22 protein-coding genes and 1 pseudogene are annotated in these 23079 nt (G+C 57.6%); 12 read left to right on the top strand and 11 right to left on the bottom strand.

The genetic code is table 11. The features are described from left to right. The first annotated feature begins 9 nt into the window (after nucleotides 1-9). Nucleotides 10-927, top strand: a complete 918-nt coding sequence (locus ACN2TU_RS26340; RefSeq protein ID WP_435159761.1) for an NAD-dependent epimerase/dehydratase family protein — start codon at nucleotides 10-12, stop codon at nucleotides 925-927. A gap of 178 nt (nucleotides 928-1105) precedes the next feature. On the opposite strand, the gene ACN2TU_RS26335 is transcribed toward ACN2TU_RS26340, so the two are convergent. The 3 genes from ACN2TU_RS26335 to ACN2TU_RS26325 form a co-directional block, all read right to left on the bottom strand. Then, nucleotides 1106-2386 (bottom strand): DUF1616 domain-containing protein, encoded by a 1281-nt coding sequence (locus tag ACN2TU_RS26335; protein WP_435159760.1) that lies wholly within the window; start codon nucleotides 2384-2386, stop codon nucleotides 1106-1108. Between the two features lie 45 nt (nucleotides 2387-2431). After that, on the bottom strand, nucleotides 2432-4150 hold the full coding sequence (locus ACN2TU_RS26330) for an asparagine synthase-related protein (RefSeq protein ID WP_435159759.1): 1719 nt from the start codon (nucleotides 4148-4150) through the stop codon (nucleotides 2432-2434). A gap of 267 nt (nucleotides 4151-4417) precedes the next feature. Beyond that, nucleotides 4418-4567 carry a hypothetical protein gene (locus ACN2TU_RS26325; RefSeq protein WP_435159758.1) on the bottom strand — a complete coding sequence of 50 codons (150 nt, stop codon included), beginning with the start codon at nucleotides 4565-4567 and terminating at the stop codon, nucleotides 4418-4420. A 307-nt stretch (nucleotides 4568-4874) separates the two neighbouring features. On the opposite strand from ACN2TU_RS26325, the gene ACN2TU_RS26320 reads away from it, so the two are divergent. Continuing rightward, nucleotides 4875-5681, top strand: a complete 807-nt coding sequence (locus ACN2TU_RS26320; RefSeq protein WP_435159757.1) for an FkbM family methyltransferase — start codon at nucleotides 4875-4877, stop codon at nucleotides 5679-5681. Nucleotides 5682-5724: 43 nt separating this feature from the next. Here ACN2TU_RS26320 and ACN2TU_RS26315 read toward each other — a convergent pair whose 3' ends face one another. Beyond that, the gene (locus tag ACN2TU_RS26315; RefSeq protein WP_435159756.1) at nucleotides 5725-7266 is read right to left on the bottom strand and encodes a hypothetical protein; all 1542 of its coding nucleotides are present in this window, start codon (nucleotides 7264-7266) and stop codon (nucleotides 5725-5727) included. Between the two features lie 186 nt (nucleotides 7267-7452). Here ACN2TU_RS26315 and ACN2TU_RS26310 point away from each other — a divergent pair, with 186 nt between their 5' ends. Continuing rightward, nucleotides 7453-8766, top strand: a complete 1314-nt coding sequence (locus ACN2TU_RS26310) for a polysaccharide deacetylase family protein (protein ID WP_435159755.1) — start codon at nucleotides 7453-7455, stop codon at nucleotides 8764-8766. Between the two features lie 88 nt (nucleotides 8767-8854). Here the strand turns inward: ACN2TU_RS26310 and ACN2TU_RS26305 are convergent, their stop codons facing one another. The 4 genes from ACN2TU_RS26305 to ACN2TU_RS26290 all read right to left on the bottom strand — a co-directional run bounded on the left by ACN2TU_RS26305 (nucleotide 8855) and on the right by ACN2TU_RS26290 (nucleotide 15178). Further along, a complete protein-coding gene (locus ACN2TU_RS26305) occupies nucleotides 8855-9664 on the bottom strand; it encodes an FkbM family methyltransferase (protein WP_435159754.1) in 810 nt (269 codons plus the stop codon). Nucleotides 9665-9816: 152 nt separating this feature from the next. Beyond that, entirely contained in the window at nucleotides 9817-11970 is a 2154-nt protein-coding gene (locus ACN2TU_RS26300) for an oligosaccharide flippase family protein (RefSeq protein WP_435159753.1), read from the bottom strand. Nucleotides 11971-12106: 136 nt separating this feature from the next. Next, the gene (locus ACN2TU_RS26295) at nucleotides 12107-13549 is read right to left on the bottom strand and encodes a hypothetical protein (protein ID WP_435159752.1); all 1443 of its coding nucleotides are present in this window, start codon (nucleotides 13547-13549) and stop codon (nucleotides 12107-12109) included. A gap of 378 nt (nucleotides 13550-13927) precedes the next feature. Further along, nucleotides 13928-15178, bottom strand: coding sequence for a glycosyltransferase (locus ACN2TU_RS26290; protein WP_435159751.1), 1251 nt, complete (start codon nucleotides 15176-15178; stop codon nucleotides 13928-13930). A 262-nt stretch (nucleotides 15179-15440) separates the two neighbouring features. Between ACN2TU_RS26290 and ACN2TU_RS26285 the strand changes: the two genes are divergently transcribed. The 8 genes and pseudogenes from ACN2TU_RS26285 to ACN2TU_RS26250 all read left to right on the top strand — a co-directional run bounded on the left by ACN2TU_RS26285 (nucleotide 15441) and on the right by ACN2TU_RS26250 (nucleotide 20426). Then, the gene (locus ACN2TU_RS26285) at nucleotides 15441-16139 is read left to right on the top strand and encodes a DUF4129 domain-containing protein (RefSeq protein ID WP_435159750.1); all 699 of its coding nucleotides are present in this window, start codon (nucleotides 15441-15443) and stop codon (nucleotides 16137-16139) included. Beyond that, a pseudogene (locus ACN2TU_RS26280) lies at nucleotides 16136-16633 on the top strand (DUF7269 family protein). Before ACN2TU_RS26285 ends, ACN2TU_RS26280 begins: the two are co-directional and overlap by 4 nt. Further along, nucleotides 16545-16955: a DUF7519 family protein gene (locus ACN2TU_RS26275; RefSeq protein ID WP_435159786.1), complete on the top strand. Its 411-nt coding sequence runs from the start codon at nucleotides 16545-16547 to the stop codon at nucleotides 16953-16955. The pseudogene ACN2TU_RS26280 and the gene ACN2TU_RS26275 overlap by 89 nt, the downstream one beginning before the upstream one ends. A gap of 45 nt (nucleotides 16956-17000) precedes the next feature. Further along, complete coding sequence (locus ACN2TU_RS26270; protein ID WP_435159749.1) at nucleotides 17001-17915, top strand: glycosyltransferase family 2 protein; 915 nt, start codon at nucleotides 17001-17003, stop codon at nucleotides 17913-17915. Then, nucleotides 17912-18097: a hypothetical protein gene (locus ACN2TU_RS26265; protein ID WP_435159748.1), complete on the top strand. Its 186-nt coding sequence runs from the start codon at nucleotides 17912-17914 to the stop codon at nucleotides 18095-18097. Before ACN2TU_RS26270 ends, ACN2TU_RS26265 begins: the two co-directional genes overlap by 4 nt. Before the next feature lie 181 nt (nucleotides 18098-18278). Further along, nucleotides 18279-18866 (top strand): DUF7344 domain-containing protein, encoded by a 588-nt coding sequence (locus tag ACN2TU_RS26260; RefSeq protein ID WP_435159747.1) that lies wholly within the window; start codon nucleotides 18279-18281, stop codon nucleotides 18864-18866. A gap of 125 nt (nucleotides 18867-18991) precedes the next feature. After that, the gene (locus ACN2TU_RS26255) at nucleotides 18992-20068 is read left to right on the top strand and encodes a helix-turn-helix transcriptional regulator (RefSeq protein WP_435159746.1); all 1077 of its coding nucleotides are present in this window, start codon (nucleotides 18992-18994) and stop codon (nucleotides 20066-20068) included. 145 nt (nucleotides 20069-20213) lie between these two features. Next, complete coding sequence (locus ACN2TU_RS26250) at nucleotides 20214-20426, top strand: DUF7563 family protein (RefSeq protein ID WP_435159745.1); 213 nt, start codon at nucleotides 20214-20216, stop codon at nucleotides 20424-20426. Nucleotides 20427-20496: 70 nt separating this feature from the next. On the opposite strand, the gene glmU is transcribed toward ACN2TU_RS26250, so the two are convergent. Further along, nucleotides 20497-21678, bottom strand: a complete 1182-nt coding sequence (gene glmU, locus ACN2TU_RS26245; protein ID WP_435159744.1) for a bifunctional sugar-1-phosphate nucleotidylyltransferase/acetyltransferase — start codon at nucleotides 21676-21678, stop codon at nucleotides 20497-20499. A 52-nt stretch (nucleotides 21679-21730) separates the two neighbouring features. Beyond that, nucleotides 21731-22099, bottom strand: a complete 369-nt coding sequence (locus tag ACN2TU_RS26240; protein WP_435159743.1) for a hypothetical protein — start codon at nucleotides 22097-22099, stop codon at nucleotides 21731-21733. A gap of 238 nt (nucleotides 22100-22337) precedes the next feature. Between ACN2TU_RS26240 and ACN2TU_RS26235 the strand changes: the two genes are divergently transcribed. Then, on the top strand, nucleotides 22338-22637 hold the full coding sequence (locus ACN2TU_RS26235) for a hypothetical protein (protein WP_435159742.1): 300 nt from the start codon (nucleotides 22338-22340) through the stop codon (nucleotides 22635-22637). Between the two features lie 39 nt (nucleotides 22638-22676). Here ACN2TU_RS26235 and ACN2TU_RS26230 read toward each other — a convergent pair whose 3' ends face one another. Continuing rightward, a complete protein-coding gene (locus ACN2TU_RS26230) occupies nucleotides 22677-22973 on the bottom strand; it encodes a hypothetical protein (RefSeq protein WP_435159741.1) in 297 nt (98 codons plus the stop codon). Nucleotides 22974-23079: the final 106 nt, after the last annotated feature.

The raw sequence follows: 23079 nt of genomic DNA, 5'->3' as shown, positions 1-23079 counted from the left end.
CGGTAAGTTATGCAAGGACAGCGCGTGCTCGTCACCGATGGTGCCGGTTTTATCGGGTCGAACCTCGCCAACCGCCTCGCCGAAGACAACGATGTCGTAGCGGTGGACGATGGCTATCTGGGGACAGCCGAGAATCTCGATGACGCCGTCGAGTTCCACGACGGAAGCGTTCTCGACGACGACCTCCCGACCGACGTGGATGTCGTGTTCCACCTTGCGGCGCTCTCATCGTACGCGATGCACGAGGAAAACCCAGCGAAGGGTGCCCGGGTCAACGTAGGGGATTTCGTCAACACGGTCGAGCAGGCCCGAAACGACGGCTGTGACACCGTAGTCTACGCTTCGACGTCGTCCATCTACGGCAGTCGAACGGAACCATTGCCCGAGTACATGGATATCAAAGCCCGAACGGGATATGAAGCGTCGAAGCTCGCCCGCGAACGGTACGCCGAATATTTCGCCAACCATTACGATATGAACATGGCTGGAATGCGCTTTTTCTCCGTGTACCAGGGCTACGGCGGTGCGGAAGAGCACAAAGGCGAATTCGACAACATCATCGCGCAGTTCGCCGATGACATCGCGAACGGTCGCTCACCGGAAATCTACGGCGACGGAAAACAGACCCGTGATTTCACGCACGTCTCCGACATCGTCCGTGGATTGGTGCTCGCTGCCGAGAACGAGCTGACGGGCGTCTACAACCTCGGAACGGGTCGAAGCTACGATTTCAACACGATCGTCGAGTACATCAACCGTGAACTGGGAACCGACGTGGAACCCGAATACATCGAGAACCCCATCTCGGAGGACGTGTACGTCCACGACACGAAAGCCGACGTGACCAAGTTCAAGCATGCGACCGGCTGGAAACCCAAAATCAGCTTCAAAGAGGGTGTCCGACGTGTCTGCTCGCAGTACGAGTGAAAACTGAGTTCCGAACCTCGCTCGACATCTTTCGACCTTTCTGTTGCGGGTAACTTTCCGCCTCGACGCGATTGGTGTTTACGACCGGCTCAAATCGTAGCGTCCGGCAGTAGACCGACGAAATCCAGCGACGAACAGTTCCGATATCTGGCTACTGTTCCCGCTTAGTTTGTCCCCATTATGGGAAACCGCCGTCGTCGGTCGTGGTCGTCGTGGTCGTACTACCGGCTTGGGTCGTTTGCGTCGTCCCGGTCGTTGACGTCCCCGATGTGCTGGTCGTCTGCGTCGTACCCGATGGTGTCGAAGTCGTGGTCGTCGTGCTGGTTTCCGGCGGCTGGGTCGTCTGCGTCGTACCCGATGGTGTCGAAGTCGTGGTCGTCGTGCTGGTTTCCGGCGGCTGGGTCGTCTGCTCGCCCTCGTCGCTGTTGTCGTTGCCACCGTTGTCGTTGCCACCGTTGTCGTCGCTGTTGCCGTCTCCGCTTTCGCCTGCACTGTTGTCTCCGTTATCCGAGTTTCCCTCTTGTGGTGGCGGGCTTTGCGATGAAAGCCAAAACCGCATGGAGTGATATGGATTCCCGGATGCATCGCCCTTGTAGAGGAACAGTCGAACCCGAACGTTGTCGCCGGAAATGGACTGGTCGCCTTCGAGTGTCACCTTCTTCGTCCGTCCGGATCGCACCGTTACCTGTTGTTCGTCGAATTTGTTCTGTTCCGTTATGCTCCCGTCCTCGACGCGTTCGAGCACCGCCACGACGGTGTACTTGGTTCGCTCTCCCTCGCGATTGCCGACGTTGACGGTTACTCCGTCACCGAGGTTCGGCTGATATAGCGTGTTCGAGCTGCTGTCGATTTTCTGCCCTTCGACGTAGAACTCGGTGAACTGCTCTCCCTGCGGCGGGTTGAGCATCGCGAAGCCGACCGTGGATGCGACTAGAAGAAAACTGATCACGATGCCGACGTTCAGCACCGTCGTCGTCGTGCTACTCGAATGCCGCCCCGTCGAACCGAACAGGAGCCCCGGTAGACCGGGCGAATACCGTCGTTCTGGAGAAACACGCCATCGACGGGCGAGCGCGATGAGCGTAAAGAACGCGGTGAACGCGAGGATTCCTACCAGAATCGGTCGCAGTCGGATTCCCCACGGCGTGAAGTTTGCAACTGCGGCGACCATGGGAACGACGGCAACGCTCACCGTGACGGCGAGGCCGACTCGTTCAGGGCCACCGACCGCGTACGCAGCACCGTCTTCGTCGTCTCCGAACGCTCGAGCGCCGTTCTGTCCACCTTCCGGAAAGAGTGCTGAGATAAAAACGTATCCTGGCAGAAAGACGACGAGCGGGAGCACGAGCGCGACACGCGTTCGCCCACCGAGTCCAGCATACGCCGCATACCCTCCGATACCGGCCAGTATGAGGGCCAGCACGAGGTCTGCGAACCACCAGCGGCTATTCGTACTCATTGTAATCCAAGTAGCGTGAAACGGGTTTTATTATACGGCTCCTAATCAGTTTTCGGAGCGAATTTCGTCGGCTCCACCGTCCTCAGTCGGCAAATGGAGCACGTCGGTCGGGTTGACCGCGGTTTCCGAACACTGAGCGACCCAGCCGACCATGTCGTTGATGCGGAGTTTGTGCCGCGATGGCAGTTCATGAATCGACTCGTGCTCCGGGAACAGTCGCTGGTCTAAGTTGTACCGGTCGTACACCTGCTGACGGTCGGGCCACGCCGGTTCGAAGTTCTTGACGAACGGGAGCTTTCGCCGTACGAACCGCTCCATTTCCGAGAGGAGCGTGGACATGTACGGTCGGTCGGGTGGCCGGTGACGGAACAACCCTTCGTCCAACTGCCGAATCGCACGGATAAACGTCGCCGTGGTTCGGTACTCCGGCGGCGTCTGAAGGTGCCACTCCAACAACTCCGTATCCGCCGCGATGAACGATTCGAGGTAGTTGTCCGCGAGGTGTGTCCGGAACGGAATCGTCGGCTGGTTGCTGATGCTGAACAGCGAGAGTGCGTTCTGCACGGAGTCAGTGCGACTCCAGCACCGGTCGAACTCATTCGCGATCGCGTCACGGACGAACTCTCCCGCCGCATCCGAATTGTCCGTGTACTGCTCGGCGACGATTCGGCTCTTGTCGGGCAGGTAGCCGAAGTTGTCGAGCGACGCCTCGGTTGGGTCGGGTTCGGTCTCCATCCGCTTCAGCGGCAGCGTCTTGCCGAACAGTTTGAACTCGCTCCGTTTGTGGCCGAAGCCACGCAGGAGGGTGTCGAACAGGAGTCCGTGGTACATCGTATCCACCTCGATGTCGTTGTTGTAGCCTGCGTGGTGGATGTGGATGGATTCCTTGATGCCGTTTGTGTCCCTGACTTTCTGTTCACCGGGCATGATGTAGCGGTCGTTCGTCACCAACGTCGTGTGGTCGACCCCGTACTGTTTGGCCAGTCGTCGAGCGACTTTTACTTCCTGGGCATCGGGCATTCCGACCGTGTAGCAGTGCTCGATTTCGGGGAACTGCGACAACAGCGTCCGCGAGTCGTACCCCGCCGACAGGAGCAGCCCTTTCTTGCCAGGTTGGCGCGAACGCCGCCGAATCGCTCGCTGCATTCGGTCTGCGAGCTCGCTCGCGTAATCCATGTCCTGCTCGTTGTAAACGAACCGGTCGAGTTCGTCGACTTCGTCCGGCGTCAGATAGCCGTCGAAGGACGTGCGATGAAGTTCGTGAAACAGCGTCTTGTTTCCGAGGACGACGCCCATGTGGAGGAACTCGCCGACCGACTGCCTGCGCATCGTCGGATTACTGATCGTTTTAGCGATTTCCGCCGCATCGGAACCGAACACCCGAACACCGGGGTCGTCCGTGTAGAAACACTCCCACGACCGAATCGGGTCGGTGAGAACGACCGTATCGCCCTCGTATTCGATAAACGCGAGATACGACCCGTTGAGCGCCTTGATGGAGTCTTTTCCTTTTTCCGCATACTGTTCAAGCAACCAGCGAGCAGGTTCCGACCAGCCACGCTTGTTGGGGTATGCTTCTCCCCAGATGACACACGAACCGAGCTCTCCGGAATAGGAAGCACTTCGTCCCGGAATTCCTAGTCCGGTGTCTCGAATACCGACCGTTGCAACGTCGCTCGTAACGATATCGTCGAACTCTCTGTCGGAGCGGAACCGCTCGAACTCGTCCCGGTCGCCGAAGACGCCGAATATTTCTTTATTCATCGTTCACACACACCTCACTCGCCACCGATGGGAGGTCGTCCCGTGCCACGGCGGCATCTGGTCGTCCGCCGATTCCGTCTCACATCAGTTGGTCTCGCTCGTGTCACGGTTGGCTCTGTTTCCAGCTATCGTGTCTATGGCGGTTAACTATACACAGTATAACATCAGGAAGATTGTGTTTAGGAACATCTGAAACAGTGCTCGCTTTCCAACAGCACCGGTAATCACCCCGCTTTGCTTCCCTCGGTCGTGTTCTCCGATTTCGTCCTACTGGGACGTTCGTCCGATTACACGCGCTCGTCCAAGCAGGCGTCGTCCGTCTCCCGTCTCACGGTATGTCCGAATCGTCGGGGCCGGGGTTCGCTTGTCTGTTTGGACATGTTTGCCGAGTTTCAGCGTCGATGCGGAGCGCATCATCCGTGTTCCGCGATTTCGAACCGGTTGCGTTTGTCGGCGTTTTCGTGTCGGACAGCGGCCGTCGGGGTTCGAGCGAACGGGTGGATGAGCGTTGCTACTAATCGCTGTTGTAGTTATAAACTATTGACATTTACACCTTTCAGTAACGAACTTCATTTCCCCTATCGACGACCGGTACACTGCGGTCTCGTCCCGGAATTTTATCCTTGCGGGCTTTGTTATGGATCTGCTAAGTCGGTTTCGATTCCCTTGCTCTCGAAGCTTATCCGTGATATATATTTATGGCTCGCCTCCTGAGATTTCTCATATGCTTGATTTGGAGCGCCGGGCCGCTCGAAGCCACCTGTGGAATTTCTGTAAACAGGTCGGTGTCGCGCCAGTGCTCGCGACCATCTACTGGAACGCCAAGCTCGCGCTTCATCTTTGGTCTGCAACTGTGACAGTCGGCGGTCACACCGTCAAGTTCGCCGCAGATACCCGAACTGAGTATCAGCGCGCCACATCACTCGTCGGCGAACGCGCCGTCGTCGAATCGTTGCTCGCCGACGTTAAGGAGTCGGATGTGGTGTACGATATCGGTGCCAATATCGGTACGCACACCTGCTTCGTGGGCAAATCCCTGCGCAGCGGCATGGTCATCGCGTTCGAGCCCATGCCGACAAACGCGGTTCGCCTTCGACACAACCTTTCGGCGAACCTTCCGGCGGATAGGTGGCGTGTCGCCAAACTCGCGCTTTCGAACGAGAACGGCTCTGGAACGCTTGCAGTGGAAAGTCAAAACTACGGCGAGGGAAAACACTCTCTTTCCGCGGACGGCGAGCTCGAAATTGACGTGTCCAGAGGTGAGACGTTGGTTGACGAGAAGACATACCCCGCACCGGATATCCTCAAAATCGACGTCGAGGGCGCAGAACTACGGGTGCTCGAAGGGTTCGGCGAGCGACTTTCTGACGTTCGTATCGTCTACGTAGAACTCCACCACGAGTTGAGCAAGGAGTACGGAACGTCCACCGAGGAAATCGAGGCATATCTTCGCGACCACGGGTTCGATATCGAACGACTCAGCGAACGGTCGGACGCCTACCACATTCGCGCTATCCGGTCGCAGGGCTAATGGGTCGTCGCAATAGCAGGAACCGAGTAAAATCAGGTCGAGATTAGAAGTCGTTGCCCCAACCGTCGTATCCGTCGGAACTACGGTCGTCGATGCCGTTTTCGATGTGGCTCTTCTTGACGTAGATATCTTCTGCGTCGTCCTTGAGCAAGAGACCGACGTTACCACGACGCGACCGAGCGGAGATGCCTTCTATCCACGTTCCGCTGCCACCGTCCTCGATTGGGTGGTCTTCGGAAACGAAGTTGCCTTCGTAAATGAGGACGTTGTTCCCGTAGTTCGACAGCGCACGTCGACCCCATCCACCACCGTGGTCGACGTTTACGCTACGGAACTCGCAGTCATCACGGTTGTTGTGAATGGCACTTCGAGTGCCGTTCGTCGGTGCTTCACCCGTGACGGTAACGTCTTCGAGGTAGACCGGCTGGTCGCCGTCTTTGATTTTGATAGCCGGGCCGCCGCCGCTTTCGTGTTTGACCTGGGTGTGTTTGACGCGGGTCTGTCCCGCGGATGAACGGATGGAAATCGCGGCCGTCGGATTGTCCGTCCGAACCGTGACGGTCGAGTCGATAATGTAACAGTATTCCGCACCGTTCGTGACCCAGATGGCTGGACTTTCCTCGACGTTGGTCTGGAAGTCGACGTTTCGAGCGACGAGAACATTCCCTTCCTCCATGCGGAGCCCTCGCTGACCGATGCCGTGGGGGTCTTGTTGATCGACGATGATGGTCGCGTCTTCGATGTAGCTGCTGTTGCCACCGAGTCGAACGTTCGCACCCGTGCTGTTCTGGAAGCGACCTCCCTCGATTTGGATGGAGCCGGAACCGTTGGCGGCGTAGAGGCCGTTGTCCGGGAAGCTTCCGAGGATGCAGTCACGGAACGTCATCGTTCCTTCGTTGTAATCGTTACAGAGGATTCCCGTCGGTCCACGCCAGAGGGAGTCACTCGGCGTGTCGCCTGACCAATCCGCGCCATTGGGTGCTTCGAATCGTTCGACGAGTCCCTCGCCGTCGGGGTCGGTGATAACGAATCGTCCCGGTCCGAACGTCCCGCTGTCGTGTCGCCCGAGTATTTCGATATCTCGAACGATGAGCCCGTCGTCGACTTCGGCTTCGATGACACGAATACCCGTGTCGTCGGCCGTCTGGTCGACGGTGAAACCTTCGATACGAAGGTCGGTGCCCGGGTCGTATTTTACACCCATTCGGAAAAGACGGTAGTTTCCGTCGCCGTCGTGGTCGAAGTCGTGGTAGTTCGCAGGAACGAGTTCCGCATCGTGGCCGACCATGCCAAAGTTGTTGAAGCCGGTGAAGCGGAACTGCTCGTCCATGTAGTACCGCCCCGGCGGGAAGTAAAGGAGCGTGTCGTCGTCTGCGTGTTCTCGAAGTACGGGTGTGACAGATTCATCCCCATCGTTGTCTGCCCCCACTTCGGTTACGTCGATGACTGTGTCATAGTCGTCTTCGTAATCCGAATGGTTTGCAGCAGCAGAACCCATAACCGCGGACGATGCCGCAATTGCACCAGTTAGCTTGAGATAAGTTCTACGAGTCGTTGCGTTTCGATTTCGCCTGTCTGACGCCATCAAAATTTCCCAACCGACCGAACATATTAATTATCTGCCTTCTAGTTCACTCCCTCCCCGTTTTCCCTCTGTTGGAAACGTTGTAAACGGTCTGTCCTGCGCTATTTTCACACATGTATAATAATTTACATCCGGCTCTTAAGCGCCATATAAGAAAATACCTATGTCTGGTTTGATCAAGTAGCGATGAAACGACAGACACGACGTACGTTCCTGACGACGGTCGGTGCGGCCGGTACTCTCGGTCTCGCTGGTTGTTCGGGTATTATCGACCCCGGTAAGGGTGACACGAAGACTCCCGACGGTACCGATGGCAAGGGAACTACCTCCACGACCACCGACAACGGTGGTGGCGGCAACAACGATGGGGATCAGCAGAGCGGCCCACAGACGTTCGAGAGCTTCGAAAAGCTTGGCCCATGGAGCGCCGTCGACCGACAGGGGACGCTGAAAAAGAGTACGAAACAGAAGTACGAAGGTTCGCAATCGGCCCACGTCGTCGGTAGCAAAAAGACGAAAGAAGGGAAGATCTTCCGTGCGAACTTCGGCAGTCAGCCTGCGGACTTCAGCAACAAGAATATCTCTCTTGCGTTCAAGTGCACTTCGCACGACTACGTGAAGGTCGCCGTCCAGCTGTACGCTCCTGACCGTGGCCACGTCGTGGAGATGAAGCGAACGCTCTACGGACCGAAAGGCAAGTGGGTTCGCGTCAACCTCGGTGTGACGAGCGCTCAGCGGCAAAAGAGCGTTGACCTCTCGAAGGTGTATCAGATGCGCATCATCGGCCGTCCGAACGACCCCAACACGAGCAAGCCGATCGAGTTCTACGTGGACGACCTGAAAACCGTGCCCGCACCCAAGAAGGGAATGGTGATGCTCACCTTCGACGACGGGCTGAAATCACAGTACACGAAGGCGTACAAGATGATGAAGGAGTACGGCTTCCCCGGCGTCGACGCCATCATCACCGACGCCGTCTACGACGACGGATTCCTCACGCAGGGTCAGATGCGCAAGATGGCCGAGGACGGATGGGACATGGTCGCCCACCCGAACACGCAGAAGACGCCGATGGATCAGCGGTCGGCGAAAGAGCAGGAAAAGCTCATGACAGACGCCAAAAGCTGGCTCAAGCAGTACGGGTACGAGGGCCACAAGTACATGGCCGTCCCGAAGAACGTCGTCGGGCCGAACACGTTCGAACTCGCCCAGAAACACTTCGACGCGACGCTATCGTTCGGTGCATCGCCGAACGCGCTTCCGGTCATCAAGAAGGATACCATCGTCTCGCGGATGTACGGCGATAGCGATATGAAGTTGACTAAGCGGTCGATCGACTACGCGGCGAAGTACAAGCAGTTGTCGCCGCTCCTCTTCCACCAAATCGGTGGAGACGGCTTCTCGGAGAAGAAGTTCGAGGAAATCCTGAAGTACATCAAACAGAGCAACGTCGAAGTCGTCACGCTTTCCGATCTGGAAAAGCGCGGAATGCTCATCTGAGCACCACGCCGCGACGCCTGTCTTCTCTTTCTCCCCTTGTCGTCGATGAACCGTCGAGTGGTAGTGCTAACTGCTGTCGGATTCGGAACTACTTTTCCGCCCGGATGAAATACTCCTCGCCACGGTCGTGTATCGTTTCTATCGCGAATCCACAGTTTTCCAGCGCCGTCATGACCGCTTCCTCGTCTGCTCCGTACTGACCGAGGAACGATGGATGAACCTCACAGTACACCACCCGACAGTCCGGCCGTGAGAGCGTCTCCGAAAGACCACGAATCGCGTCGAGTTCGGCTCCTTCGACATCGATCTTTACCACTGTCGGTGGCGGTACTTCTCCTCGCTCGACCAACTCGTCGCCGTTTTTGAGCGTCACATGCTCGGTTCCGGTCTCCGAAAGCTGTGCGACGCCGTCGGTGGAAAACGTCGCTTCACCCGCTTCGTCCGAGAGCGCTTCTCGTCGCACATCGGCCTGCAAGCCGTTCCGTGAGAGGTTCGTTTCGATACAAACGGCCTTCTCCTCTCGCGGTTCGAAGGTGACGACCTGTCCGTCGGAGAGCGCCGCCGCGGCGAGACAGGTGTAGCTCCCGATGTACGCGCCGACGTCGTAGAACACGTCATCTGGTTGCAACCGCGAGAGCAGATCCGCCAGAACGGGGCGCTCGTCGACGAGCGTACTGTAATGGCGGAAGTCGTCCGCGTTCGACGCGTGAAAGGTGGTGCTGACTCCACCCGCACGCTGCGTGTGTGTCCCGCCGCTGGTACGAAAGAGCAACTGCCAGTACATCCGTGAGAGTGTCGATTGCAAGCCGAGACGGTCGATAACGCCTCGGATTGGCGGTGTGGAGAACACGCGTCGCCCGGTTTCTACCACCCCGGTCGTGAATTTCTTCGAAGACATCGCTTCGTGGGAAGTTATCAGGCTGCCGTGATATATCCCGGGGCCGAAACGGGTCATCCGAACGTCGATGTGTCGCGACGAAACGCTCGCTCTGCTCGCAGTTCGTCGTTCAAGCGTCGCAAAAACCGATACACTTCGAACCCCCGCCGACCCTACAGTATCGGAGCCCCAAACAAGCTAACGCCGAACCAGCCGTCGTTGGCCGTGGTAGATTGGGCTATCGTCGTATTCGACTGAGCCGTCGTCCCCTGCTGGGCCGTCGTTGTGTCCGATTGGGTGGTTGTTCCGGACTGCGTCGTCGAGTTCAGTCCAGGTGTGTCGGTAGTCGTGGTGGTTGTCGTCGTGGTCGTTGCTGTAGTCGTGGTGGTTGTCGTCGTGGTCGTTGCTGTAGTCGTCGGTGCCGTCGTGGTCGTCGTGGACGGTGGCGATGTCGTGCTTGTCGTCGTCGGCGGTGGCGTTGTACTCGTCGTGCTCGGCGTCGTCGTCGATGGTGGCTGTGTCGTCTCTTCCGGAGGTGTCGTCGACGGCGGTTTCGTCGTGCTTTCCGTCGGTTTCGTCTCATCCGCGGTCGTCGACGTCGGCATCGAACTGCCGGTCGTTCCTGCGGGTGTCGTACTCGCCGGCTGTGTGGTCATAGTCGGTGCTGGGTCGGAATCGCCGCCGAGTCCGCCGGGTCCGGGGCCGAGGAACGCATACCCGATACCCGAAACGAAGAGCAAGACTCCGACAACGACCATCAGTTTCTGCATCGAATCGGATGACATTGTATCTTCTCTGACGTTCGTTCGAAGTGTTTCGGCACGCGAGCCGAGCGGTTCGGGAAACGACGAAAGGGTGTTGAGAACCTCACAGACTCCCAACGCACCCGTCGCAAAGCAAAAGAACAGGTACACGAGGAATCCGAGCGGCGGGACGATGACGAGCGAGAGCGGCATCTCCATTCCGAAGACGACCGGTCGCACGTCGAGGAAATGTGCGAGGACGAAGATGGGTGGTGCGGAGAGTATCGTCGTCGAAATGACGCGCCCGAGTCGCGCATCCGAGAGTGGGTCGAAACCGATTCGTCGCGCACTCCACAAGTGGAAGACGAACATCGACCCGTACCCCACGCTGGTGGCGATTGCCGCCCCGTGCATTCCGTATTGGGGGATGAGGAGCAGATTGAGGAGGAGGTTGATAACTGCCGCAACGCCCGTCGCGATGATAGGGTATTTCAGGTCGCCCTTCCCCTGCGCGATGGCGAGAATCGGCCGTGCGACCGCGAAGCCGAGCGTCCCCGGGAGGAGGAGTAACAGCGGTGCGATCGCAGGCGTGAAGTCCGAACTGAAGTAAACCGGAACGGCGACGTTCGAGAGAGATGCCAGCCCCAATGCCATGACTCCAGTGAGGAGGAAGGTATAGCGCGTCGTTCGCGCCGACAACTTCGATATTTTCTCGGTCTCGTCATTCGACCACAGCTCCGAAGTGGAGTGGACGAACACCGTCTGGAGCGCCAGTGGAATGAACCAGAGGAACTCCGCGAGTTTGAGCGCGGCACGGTAGTATCCGACCTGTTTGCTCCCCGAGAGCAGCTGGAGCATCAGGATGTCCACGTGGTACAGCGACATGAGCAGGAAGATGAGCACGATGGACAGTGAGTTGAACGTCAGCATCGTCCGTCGCGGGAAATCGCTTGGCGTCGTGCGGAAGATTCCTTTCAGCGAAATCTGCCGCGTGATGATTACGATTCCCGCAACTGCAACCACCGCGCCCGCCGCGATCTTTCCGGCCAGTGCGCCGTTGACGCCGTATCCGAAGTGGACGAGCGGAATCGCCACCGCGATGAACGCCAACTGCTGGAGCACTTTCAGCGGTTCGGAATATCGTTCCAACCCGAATCCCATCAGCGTCCGACGAGCGTACGCCCGGAACTGGTCGGTCACGACGAGAATCGTGAGAATGTAAAAGTACGGCTCGAATCCCGGACCGAATACTTTCTCGACCAGCCCAAACCACGCAGCGAGCGCGAGGACGATGGACCCGACCACCGAGAGCAGCAGTGCCAATCGGAAATAAAAGCCGACGACGTTCTCCTCCCAGCAATCCATGTCACGGTCTTCGGCGAGAAACTTCCGAACCCCGTCGGTGACGCCGGAACTCACGAGAATCATGAATAGCGAGAACACCGAGAGAACGGTGGTATAGATCCCGACTCCTTCCGGTTCGAGGAGACGGTAGAGAATCGGCGTTGTCAGTATCCCGATGATGAGCGTGAGAACTTTCGTTCCCGCGACTGAGAGTACTCCACTTAGAATACTTCGTTGCACATCATCACCACCTGCGTTTTCCTCTTCGGTCTACTTCAAGTGACACTCGTCACTCAGTTCTCACTATAGAGGCTTTATTATACACTGACTAGACCCGTTGCAGGGGGACGACGAGCGAAAAGGGAAAAGAAAGTGACTAGTTGTCGTAGCTGTTACCCCATCCACTCACGCTGGAACTGCTGCGGTTTTGAACGCCGTTGACGAGCGTGTTCTTTTTCAGATAGACGCCGTCACCGCCGTCGTTGAGTCTGAGCGCAGCATCTTTGTCCGTTGATTCCGCCCAGGTGTTATCACCGTTGTTGATGACGGGCGTCATGGAACCGATGTACTGGCCCTCGTAGAGCAACGCATCGCTGTCGTGGAGTTCGAGGGCTCGACGGCGAGAAGAACCGGTTTGTTCGACGTCCTGGTTGCGGAATTGACAGTCACTTCGGCCACAGCGGATCGCTGCACGCGCACTCTTGTGGCCGCCATCCCCTCTAAACACGTTGTCTTCGAGATACACCGGTTCGTTGCCGTCCTGAATCCCAACCGAGAAGCCGCCGACTGCGTCGTGGACGAACTTCGATTCCTTGACGCGCGCCATCCCTGCTTTGTTTTGGACGAGGAGGCCGTGAATTACTTCGTCGCCGGCGGTACGAACGGTCGAGCCTTGGAGAAGGAACAGACCGACGTCCATCACCTTGATGGCACAGCCATTCGGGTCGGAGACCTCTATGTCGCAGTCTATCACGCGGATGTAATCGCTGTTCTCGGCGCGGATGGCGTGTTGGTTCCCTTTGCCGTTACTGTCGTCCACCACGATTCTCGCGTTTTTAACGATGCTATCTTCGTCGCCGATTCGGACGCTCGCGGTCTGGCTGTTTTTGTACACGCCACCGTCCACGATGACTTGTCCGGAACCGTTGGCTGCGTAGAGTCCGTTGTCCGGGAACGCGCCGAGCGAACAGTCTTTGAACGTCATCGTACCCCTGTTCTGGTTACAGAGAATACCGGTCGGGCCACGCCACAGCCTGTCTCCCGGCGTGTTCTCCGACCACGCGCCGTCGTCAGGTGCGTTGAAATTTTCCACGACGCCGCTTCCGTCCGGGTCGGTAATGACGAAGCGTCCTGGCCCCCACGCCCCGCTGTCGTGCTGGCCGTAGACGTTGACGTTTCGAACTTTCAGGTCGTCCTCGACGGCCGTTTCGAGCACACGGACTCCGGTGTCGTCTGCGGTCTGGTCGATGTTGATGTCTTCGAACAGCAGGTCGCGGCCGGGATTGTAGTGGATTCCGAGTCGGAAGAGGCGGTAGTTCCAGTCACCGCCGTCGTCGAAGTCGTGGTAGTTGTCCGGAACGATCGTCACGTTGTACTGACCGACGATGGCGAAGTGTTCGAACCCGGTAAAGCGGAACTGTCGGTTCATCCGGTAGCGCCCCGGCGGGAAGAGTAGCATCGTATCGTCGTCCGCGTACTCCTCCAGGAGGTCGTTGATCGGTTCGTCACCGTTCGGGTCGGCACCCGCGTCCTCGACCATATCCACGACCGTTCCGTACTCGTCCAGATACTGGTGGTGAGCGCTGGCGCGGTCGGCCATCGCTCCCGTGCCTGCCGCGCACAGACCCCCTTCAAGAAGGTTCGGCGCGTCGCCCCGTTGTTCGATTCCGTGTTGTCAGTGTCGATTGAGTCCCGTGTGTCGATTTTGTGAGTTATTCTGCCTCCCAGTGCGTTAGTGATAACCGTCGGGTGAGAGGCACGTCGAGATGACGTGCCGGAAGATCCGCACTTGGTCGGTCCTGACGGTCTACAAAAGAGTATACTAGAACCTTTCGGCCAAAGTCTGTGCCTTAGTATTCCCACCCTTTAAGCCCCAATAGTATGACAACAAGTGCCACAGTAAGGCTATCTCGACTAATTGGTCAGGAAAAAGATACTATGTGACTGTGTATCATGTCGAATGAAATGGGGAACGAGGCTATAGGTCGAGCAGGCCGGCGTAGAGATGGGCGATATCGACGCAGACGCGTTCCCACGTGAACTGCTCCGCGTGTGCTTCGATGGCGTCGCGGTTCCACTCCTTGCGCAGCGCACGTACCACGGCGTCCGCAAGCGCATCGTGGTCTTCCGGGCTGTCGATGAGGAACCCGTGGTCTTCGGAGGTGACGACCTCCTCGCTTCCGCCGTTTATCGTGGAGACGACCGGCGATCCGCAGGCCATCGCTTCCAACTGCACGAGACCGAAACTTTCGCTGTAACTCGGAAGGACGAAGGCGTCACAGGCGCTCATCCAATATTTCAGGTCGTCGTTCGAGACGTAGCCAAGCAGTCGAACGTGGTCTTCGAGCCCCAACTCCTCGATTTTCTCCTCAAGGTCGGAGCGCATGCCGCCGTGGCCGCCGATCGCACAGACCACATCGCCTTCTTCCGCGACGATATCGGGCATGACATCGACGAGATGCTGGAACCCTTTTCGTTTTTTCAGGTGCCCGAGCGCGAACAGCAGTTTCGTTCCGTCGCCGATGCCGAGTTCCGACTTCGCTTCGGCCTGTGGCACTCGGCGAAGTCTCCCTTGGCTGAACCCGTTCGGGATGTAGTAGACCTCGTCGTTGAACTGTCGGAGCGTGTTTTGGTCTTGCCGATTCACGCGGACGATCGCATCGGCGTTCTTCCACGTCCGATTTATTTTCTCGTTCGAGGATTCGAGCTGTTCGACGAACAAATCGTGGTTCTCGTGGACGGTGAGAACCGACGGAATGCCGAGTTCGAGCCCGAGGACGGTGCCGACATAGCCAGCAGTCCACGTCAAATGTGTGTGGATGACATCGAAATCGACGGAGAGGTCGGCGAGGATTTTTTTCACCTTCCGGGCGTGTTGGTCGCCGAGATAGCGGCGATGAAGGTCGATAGGCAGGTAGAGCAGTGGTGTGCTGATGACGGTGAGGTTGTCCGGCTTGTCCTCCCCATTGATTTTCGCGCTCTTGCTGAATGGTTTCGCGTAGTCGATGGGGAGATATTCGGAGATATCTGCAAACCGGTTGTACCGGACGAGGACGTACACTTCGTTGAAATAGTCGGCGAGAACGTCCACCTGTCCCTTGACGAAATGGTTGTAGCTGTGCGAGACGATGAGCAGATTCCTGTCCGCCAGGGCGTTCAGGTCGTGGTTCCGCGGTACGTCCCCCGTGTCCGGCGGTTTTGTGACCTGCGCGTGCGTGTCGCTCGACATACCTAGCGGAAAGTTTCCGTCGATGTTTATTATCGGGTGGCTAAGCCTGTTGGTCGTTCACACGCACATACACTGTTTGAAACTGAGTGGAACAGTGGCCTCCTGGCAGTACTGGTGCGCCTACTGAAGTTTTACGAGGTCTATAATTAACCGATCAAGTGGTGATAGACTATTCATGTTACCGGTGGAACAGGGGTATCCGACTACCGGCCGGACACAGTCCTATGAACACGGATAGACTCCTTACGGCGGGTATTGCGCTGTGTTGTATCTTCCTATCGGCACGTCGGCCTCGACGCTCGGGTCGTCGGTGAACACCAACCCCGACGACGTGGTGAACGTGGATTACAAATCGCTTCCCATCAATCCAAACGATGCGGATGAGCTGAAACGACAGGCACAATCGAAAGGGGAACCCCAGTCGGCGAAGGCGAAGAGCGACCAACAGCAGTCGAAGTCGAGTCAGCAAAAACAGCAAGCGAGCGCGAGCAAACAGCAACAAAAGCAGTCGAAAAAGAGCGTCTCGAAGGAACGGCTGGAGTTCCTCGACCGCCTTATGGAACTGCTTCGGCAACTCCTGCAATGGGTTCTCTGGCTCGTTCCGTTCGTCGCCGTCGCTGGCGGTATCGCCTTCGGCGTTCGGTTTCGTGGGCACCTGTTCGACTCCCCGACCGAGCCGAGCGGTTCGGTTCAGCCACGAACACCGCCGCCGGAGCCGAATCCGTCGAACGAAATCGAGCGGGCGTGGTGGTCGATGGTCGAGCGATTCGGCGTCGAACAGGCACATACCAAGACGCCAGGCGAATGTGCGCGCGAAGCAATCGAGGCGGGCGCGGACAGAAATGCTGCCGAGACGTTGACGCGAACGTTCGAGGAAGTTCGGTACGGCGGTGCCCCGATAACCGATGACCGCCTTGACCGAACTCGAAACCAGTCCGACAAGTTGGAGGTTCAGCCATGAAGGGACGCCGCATCCTATTCGGACTTTCCGGTGCGATCGCAGTCGTGATGGCGATCGCTGGTGGCCCGGGGGCGCTCCCGGTTCGGGCACTGCTGTCGTTCCTCGGAAACGAATATCTGCTCGTCGTCGCTATCGGCGGATTCGGTCTACTCCTCGCGATTCCGGTGCTTGCATCGGGCCGTGACGGGAACCTCGTCCAAGCCGAGATGCCTGCACCCGAAGAGCCGGTGACCGTCCCGTCCGCCGGCTACACGTTCGATGAAACCGTGAACTCGTGGCGGTATCGATAGCCACTCGTCGGTCGAAGCCAGCGAACAGCCGTCAGAGAACGACTGCGAACTGCGGCCATCGAGACGGTCATGCGAGCGGAAAACTGCTCCCGCGAGGAGGCCCGTGGACTGGTGACTGATTCCGGGTCTGGTCGGCGTTCTCGTCCTCTCGCTCGCGCTCGTGCCTGTGCGCGGAACAGGGTCACGAGCGCTCGTGAAAGCTGATACTGGACTCGTCTTCGTCGCCGTCCTCGCGTCCGGCATCTTCAACGCCGTTTCGCTCGGGGCGCTCCTGTTGGCGGGGGTCGCAACCGTCGTTGCCTGGGACGCCAGTGAACACGCGATTAACGTGGGGGAACACCTCGGTCGTGGCGGAGATACGCGGGAAACCGAAGTCGTACACGTCGTCGGAACCGGCCTCGTGGGACTCCTTGCAGTGAAAGCCGCGAAGTTCTCGGGTGGGGTTGGCCCGTCCGGTCTCTCGCTCGGGTCGCTCGTGCTGTTGCTCGTCGCAGTCGTCTTGCTTGCAGTGGCACTCCACGATTAGCAACTCGATAATAAAGCCCCGAGAAACCGGAGTACAGGGCAACGAATGGCCCCGACTGTAAGCGTTATCGTACCGACGTACAATCGGGCACACTCCCTGCCTCGAACCGTCGAAAGCGTCCTTTCGCAGACGCTCGAAGATTTGGAACTCATCATCGTGGACGATGCGTCCGACGATGACACGGCGGACGTCGTCGCGTCGTACGACGACGACCGAATCCGGTTTTTCGAACACGAGGAAAATCAGGGTGCGAGTGCCGCGCGAAACACTGGTATCGAGCACGCAGAGGGGGATTACATGGCGTTTCTCGACTCGGACGACGTGTGGCTCCCGACGAAACTCGAAAAGCAGGTGCTTACCCTCGAACTCCGGTCTGACGACTGGGTTGCCGCCTACTGTAAGGCGGAAACCGTTCACCTGGACGGACAGAATCCGATCGTGAAGTGGGCGACACAGCTCATCTCACGGCGGAACAAGACCGAGGGTGCGGAGGGCGGCAAGGAACTCATCGGACCGATCCTGAGCGACAGTCTCCACACCAGTGCCGGTTCCACTCTGCTCGTGACGAGCGACGTGGCGCGAAAAATAGACGGGTTCGACGAATCGTTCGACCGTTTCCAAGACCCCGAATTCCTCATTCGCGTCCTCAAACACGGCAAACTCGCCTGTGTGGACGAGACACTTCTCCTCCGATACGAAACCGGTTCGCCGTCGGCGGACGCGGTGGCGAAAGCGGACGAGCATTATCGGCGGACGTTCGCCGAAGAAGTCGAACGCCTCGAACGACAGGGCATCGATGTGACCGGCGCACACAATTATATCCTCGCGAGACAATACCTCGACGAAGGACAGTTCCGTACCGGCTTCCGATATCTCCGACGGTCACGGAGGCCCGAAATACGACAGGTTCCGGGACTGTTGATGAATCTGTACTCTGGTGTGAGAGCGAACATCGAATGACAGCACACGAACTCCGATACGCACACTACTACCTCCGTCTGTCAGTTCTCTCGACGCTCCTGTTCAGTTGTACCGTGCTCAACCTTGGTCCGCTCGAACAGCTCACGATGACCCAGTCAACTGGCGTTGTCATCGCGTTGTTTACCATGTTGACACTCGCACAATCGCTAAAGGGAGGTTAGACACTCCCTAACAATTGTAATCTAAACCACTAATATTACAAACAATTATGTATTTTTCCATATTGTTGGTTCGTTCAAATCGTACAATCGCAAGACGTAAACGGAATGCAACGGCTCGCAAGGAAGCGAGAGGGTCGCTTTACTTTATGGTGTGTCCCCGTCTGGCCTGTGTCGAAGACCAATGAGCGCTACGACGCAGACTCTCTCTGACGGACCGTCGTTGCCGAACGGCGAAGTACCGAACGAACTCCCGAAGGACAAAATATTCCATATCCTCCAAACGCAACGTAGACGGCACGCGCTTCGCTACCTCAAAGAACAGGACGGAGCGGTCGAAATGCGCGACCTCGCCGAGCAGGTGGCCGCGTGGGAAAACGACACGACGCTACAAGCGCTCGCCTCGGATGAGCGTCAGCGCGTGTACATCGCCCTCTACCAGTCCCATCTTCCGAAGTTGGACAACGAGGGCATCATCAACTACAACCAGAGTCGTGGTATCGTCGAACGCGGCCCGCTCGCCGACCAGTTCGACCCGTACCTCGAGACGGCGAACACGGACGGTGCCGACGACACGACCGATGTCGAATCCGAAATGGACGACGACCGCTGGTTCAGCTACTACCGCTGGGCGACGGCGGCGAGTGCCGGAACGGTCGCGGCCGCGTGGCTGAACGCACCACTCATCTCCACCACACCTATCCACATTCTCGGAGCGGCTATCGTCGGCCTCTACGCGTTCATCTCTAGCGCTCAGTTCGCGCTCCGATAGGATCATTGCAGAACCTCTCGGAGAAAATGATGTGTTTTAATCAATTCATGTGTAGATACGCTATTTTTGTCTGACACAGAACTATATGGCGAAGGTACTAAACTTCGCCGTACGTACTCGAAAAAATGCATCTCGGATCCGGAAACCGTGGCGGGTGGGCCCTCTATGCCGTTCTCGTCGTCGCCCTCGTCGTTTCCGGTGTCGCTTTGGTTCCGATGTCTGCGGGTGGACAATCCGAATCGGATATCGGACGAATCGTTAGCGTCAACCAAACTGGCACAGCTATCGTTACGACGAACAACGACACGACGTACGTCTGGCAGTCGGAGCAGTACACCGCCAACGTCACGTTCCAGATAAACGGTAAAAAAGACCAGTATGAGGTATGTCTGTACGAAACTCGGAGTAGCGGTAGGTCTGAAAAACTCAAGTGTCGCAGTACAAAAGTGGGGAACGGTTCGACTGCGACCGTTTCCCTCAGCGGTTCCAACGCCTCGGAAACGGGTGAGCGAACCCTTATCTTCCGACTCAAACCGACGTTCGGTCAAGATTCACCAACGCTCGATAGTCGGACGATCGACCAGCGAGTCATCCAAAAAAGCGGGGACGTGGATAACGACGGGCTGGAAAACGAGTTCGAGGTCAATCAGTCGAAAAACGCCGGATGGAACGAAACGGCGTTTCTCGATTGGGACATGGACGATGACGGTAACTCAGACGGGGCCGAGTACGATGACGACCGACTCGACCCGACAAAGGCCGACACTGACACCGACGGCCTCCCCGACGGGCTCGAGCTCGATATCGGGACGAATCCCAACGCCCCGGATTCCGATGGGGACAAAATCGACGACGGAACCGAATACAACGACCCAAACCTCGACCCACGCGACCCGAATGACTCCACGACGACGGAAACGACCTCCGTGGTGAGCGAGCCACAACCGGACGAATCCGACGACATACTCACCGACGAAGGTGTCGTCCTGAAACTCCTTCGGGAAAATCGCGGTCGTATGAAGCAAGTGGATGTTGTCGAGGAGACGGGATGGTCGAAGTCGAAGGTGAGTCGACTGCTCTCACGAATGGAAGAGCGTGGAGATGTCAACCGCCTTCGTGTCGGTCGTGGCAATATCGTCTACCTCGATGGGGCGAAACCGAGCGGAGCGCGCTCTCCACATGAAGGAGATATATATAGTTAATCAGATAGTAAAAAATCGCGCCACGGGGCGGTGAAACGGTTAAAACAGTTTATTTTTACGATATTTTTCCAGTCCGTTTCAGGTGTTTAATTGCTGGATAATAATAGTCGTACCTTGAGAAGGAACTGATACAATGTCGATAGACATGAGCGCAACTCGAAGCGTCGACGACAGCAAAATGGCCGACACCCAGTGCCGTAACTGCGGCACGTTCGTGACGCCCCAGTTTACCCGTGTGTTCGGAAACAACCGAAACGAGGTGTTCGGCTGTTTCGAGTGTATGACTGCCACTGAAGTGAAACGAGGGCGCGCAAACCACCCCGAGAAAGCCGATCGCGCTCGCGAGGAAATGCGGTAGTGGTGGCGAGCGCCTTCTTCTCACATCATTCACGGATGTAAACCGATACCCGAAAAGCGACCGCGTTGTGCTACTTGTCTCGCTTCACGACTTCGCCGGGGAGCGTCGTCGCTCCCGTCGAGAGCTTCAGCCCCGGTGTGAGGCTGGTGTTGATGCCCGTTTTTGCGTCGTCACCGGCAATGACGCCGAATTTCCGGCGCTCGGTCGAAACACGGTCACCCTTCACGGTGAACTTGATGTCTGCGTCGTCGTGACGGAGGTTCGCCACGTTCGTCCCCGCACCGAAGTTCACATCACGTCCGAGGACGCTGTCGCCGACGTACGAGAGGTGGCCAACCGTCGCACCGGGCGAGAGAACGCTGTTTTTCACCTCGACGCTGTGACCGATTTTCGCACCCTCTCCGACGAGCGTGGCCCCGCGAATGTAGGCGTTCGGCCCGATGCTTGAACTGGAACGAATCAACGCAGGCCCTTCGATAACGACGCCCGCCTTCACCGTCGCACCCTCTTCGACGACGACTTCCCCGTCGAGAACGGCTTGATCGCTCACGTCGCCTCGCACGTCGCGTTCGAGTTCGGCGAGTTTCCACTCGTTAGCTTCGAGCAGTTCCCACGGCCGTCCGACATCGAGCCAGCGGTCGACTTCGACTGCGGTTACGTCGTACTCCGAAATGACGCGCTCTACCACGTCCGTGATTTCGAACTCACCACGCTCGCTCTCGCCGACATCGAGCCAATCGCGTGCCTCCTCGGGGAAGACGTAGGAACCGGTGTTGGCGAGGTCGGTCGGCGGGTCGTCCGGCTTTTCGACGATACCCGTTACGCGGTCGCCATCGGTCGAGATGACGCCGTAGTTCGAGGGATCTTCGACCCGGAACGTCCCGACGCTGGGACCGTTGCTCAGGAGTTTCTTCACCGCAGATGGGTTGTAAAGGTTATCGCCGTTGAGAACCGCGAACGGCCCATCGATGTGGTCGCGTGCCGCACGAACCGCGTCCGCGGTGCCACGCTGTTCCTCTTGGACGGCGTATTTGACGGGGATCCCGGCGTACTCTTCACCGAAGTACTCACGAACCGTGTCAGCCTCGTATCCGACGACGAGAACTATTTCATCCGCTCCAGCATCGACGGCGGCGCGTGTCGTATGAGCGACGAGCGGTTCCGCTGCGACCGGCAACATGGGCTTCGGAACCGACCCGGATAGCGGTCGCATTCGTGTCCCTTCGCCCGCCGCAAGAACGATTGCCTGCATGGCAGTACGTTCCGCTAGAAGGAGTATAATTATTCACGAGCTAACCGCCGAACTACACTCGTGGGGAGTTGCGACGATTCGAAAAGATATCGTGGAACGGGTTCGACTGCTCACGGGGCGGAAGTTCTTCCCATACATCGTGGCTCTCGTACGTTCGTCCGAACCCCATGTATTCGCGCGCCAACCACAGCGTGTGATTTTGCGAACCCAAACCGGCAAGGAGGGTACGGGTCAACGCGCCACGTTCGATGAGTGCTTGCCACTCATTACCGACCTGCCGACAGACGACGGTCTCCATCCCGTCCGACCACTCGATACCGCCGTAGACGTTGTGCTGTAGTCGAAACTCATCGATACGGACTGGGATTGCTTCGTAGAACCCATCCGCCTCGTGGACGGCGTGATTGACGACCTGACTCATATTCGCACCTTGCTCGCAGAGCAGTCCCAAATTATCTTGACTTATCATTCCGAATATGCAGTAAAAGAGGTTAGCCTTCGTGTACCTATCTTTTATATAGGGTCTGTTATCACAGCTAAAAATTTACATAAAATGAGTAAATCGAAATACAGCGGCTGAGTACTAGCTGTCCATTAGTGAATAGAACGGTGTGAAACCGTATTCCCCCTTTTTGTCTCCGGGAGGATTACGGCTAGATATGATGAGCGCGACCGAAAGCTGCCATGAGGTCTCCGACTTGGTCGATGCGTTCGTTGGCCTCAAAATCGAAGATCCCCTCCGTATCACCGTTAGCGATGTCAGTATCGACTGCCACGTTCACGACATCGATCGGACGAACGACAGGTTTACGCTTCTCCTAGAGACATTCTCAGGCGATTATCTCCGCGTAGAGACACAGTGGGCACGAGGATGGCTCGACCCGCAGGTAGATCGACTCAAGCCGGTTGCAGAAGAACGGCAGCCGCTCGGCGAACTGCAGGGCATCGAACTGACGTGAAAACAGGGCGGTTGTGTGAGCCGTTCGGGGAAGGGAGTATTATCGTTTGGCGAGACGCGTGATCTCGACCATCAGATCAGAGCCGTCAGCACACCGGAACGTCCAGGCGCGGTCGAACCCGACGTTCGACCGGTGTGCATCGCGAAGGAGAGCCGACAGTTCCGATTTGAACGTTTCCGGACACATCTCGGGCGCGTGCTTGCCGCAGGTCTGCGTGGTGTCTGACTCACCAGCGAGCCGTGTCACCTCAACCATCAGGTCAGGGCTGTCGTCGTCGCGGCGAAAGGTCCACGAACGGTCGAAGGTAACACCGCCACGACCCGCGGCAGCTAGCAAAGTTTTCAACGAGGCTTCGAATTCTTGGGGGACACTCCAGAGAGGGGCGCTATCAGTTTAGCTCATTTTCGCTTTCCTCGATTCGGCCATACCACCGGGGGTAATA

It is taken from the genome of Haladaptatus marinus (genome assembly GCF_051194195.1).
Note: the sequence above shows the minus strand (reverse complement) of the source record. Positions and strands in the feature narration are given on the sequence as shown.

Bases quoted from the DNA above. Each gene is read 5' to 3' on its own strand.
- ACN2TU_RS26340 (WP_435159761.1), top strand. From the start codon at position 10: ATGCAAGGACAGCGCGTGCTCGTCACCGATGGTGCCGGTTTTATCGGG.
- ACN2TU_RS26335 (WP_435159760.1), bottom strand. From the start codon at position 2,386: ATGAGTACGAATAGCCGCTGGTGGTTCGCAGACCTCGTGCTGGCCCTC.
- ACN2TU_RS26330 (WP_435159759.1), bottom strand. From the start codon at position 4,150: ATGAATAAAGAAATATTCGGCGTCTTCGGCGACCGGGACGAGTTCGAG.
- ACN2TU_RS26325 (WP_435159758.1), bottom strand. From the start codon at position 4,567: ATGATGCGCTCCGCATCGACGCTGAAACTCGGCAAACATGTCCAAACA.
- ACN2TU_RS26320 (WP_435159757.1), top strand. From the start codon at position 4,875: ATGCTTGATTTGGAGCGCCGGGCCGCTCGAAGCCACCTGTGGAATTTC.
- ACN2TU_RS26315 (WP_435159756.1), bottom strand. From the start codon at position 7,266: ATGGCGTCAGACAGGCGAAATCGAAACGCAACGACTCGTAGAACTTAT.
- ACN2TU_RS26310 (WP_435159755.1), top strand. From the start codon at position 7,453: ATGAAACGACAGACACGACGTACGTTCCTGACGACGGTCGGTGCGGCC.
- ACN2TU_RS26305 (WP_435159754.1), bottom strand. From the start codon at position 9,664: ATGTCTTCGAAGAAATTCACGACCGGGGTGGTAGAAACCGGGCGACGC.
- ACN2TU_RS26295 (WP_435159752.1), bottom strand. From the start codon at position 13,549: ATGGCCGACCGCGCCAGCGCTCACCACCAGTATCTGGACGAGTACGGA.
- ACN2TU_RS26290 (WP_435159751.1), bottom strand. From the start codon at position 15,178: ATGTCGAGCGACACGCACGCGCAGGTCACAAAACCGCCGGACACGGGG.
- ACN2TU_RS26270 (WP_435159749.1), top strand. From the start codon at position 17,001: ATGGCCCCGACTGTAAGCGTTATCGTACCGACGTACAATCGGGCACAC.
- ACN2TU_RS26265 (WP_435159748.1), top strand. From the start codon at position 17,912: ATGACAGCACACGAACTCCGATACGCACACTACTACCTCCGTCTGTCA.
- ACN2TU_RS26260 (WP_435159747.1), top strand. From the start codon at position 18,279: ATGAGCGCTACGACGCAGACTCTCTCTGACGGACCGTCGTTGCCGAAC.
- ACN2TU_RS26255 (WP_435159746.1), top strand. From the start codon at position 18,992: ATGCATCTCGGATCCGGAAACCGTGGCGGGTGGGCCCTCTATGCCGTT.
- ACN2TU_RS26250 (WP_435159745.1), top strand. From the start codon at position 20,214: ATGAGCGCAACTCGAAGCGTCGACGACAGCAAAATGGCCGACACCCAG.
- glmU (WP_435159744.1), bottom strand. From the start codon at position 21,678: ATGCAGGCAATCGTTCTTGCGGCGGGCGAAGGGACACGAATGCGACCG.
- ACN2TU_RS26240 (WP_435159743.1), bottom strand. From the start codon at position 22,099: ATGAGTCAGGTCGTCAATCACGCCGTCCACGAGGCGGATGGGTTCTAC.
- ACN2TU_RS26235 (WP_435159742.1), top strand. From the start codon at position 22,338: ATGATGAGCGCGACCGAAAGCTGCCATGAGGTCTCCGACTTGGTCGAT.